The sequence below is a fragment of the Pontibacter sp. HJ8 genome (assembly GCF_054824225.1).
Map to the genome: position 1 here is coordinate 1 of NZ_JSYF01000395.1, position 336 is coordinate 336.

1 protein-coding gene is annotated in these 336 nt (G+C 53.3%); it reads right to left on the reverse strand.

The window, feature by feature from the left end:
• Nucleotides 1–336 (reverse strand): HAMP domain-containing protein (locus tag OB13_RS16325; protein ID WP_461491244.1); only part of this gene is annotated, 336 nt, incomplete at both ends.

Genomic DNA, 336 nt, shown 5'->3' on the forward strand with positions numbered 1-336 from the left:
ACACGGGTTACTTCACCGGCGAAGATGTTGAGCGAGTCCACCATGCGGTTGATATTTTCCTTCAACTCACCCAGTTCACCTTTCACATCCACAGATACTTTCTGAGCCAGATCACCTTTCGCCACCGCTGTCGCTACATTCGCGATGTCGCGTACCTGTAGCGTCAGGTTGGATGCCATCGTATTCACGTTATCGGTCAGGTCTTTCCAAACACCACCTACGTTCGGCACTTTGGCCTGGCCGCCGAGGCGTCCTTCGGTACCCACTTCACGTGCTACGCGTGTTACCTCATCCGCAAAAATGTTGAGTGAGTCCACCATCTGGTTCAGGTTCTCC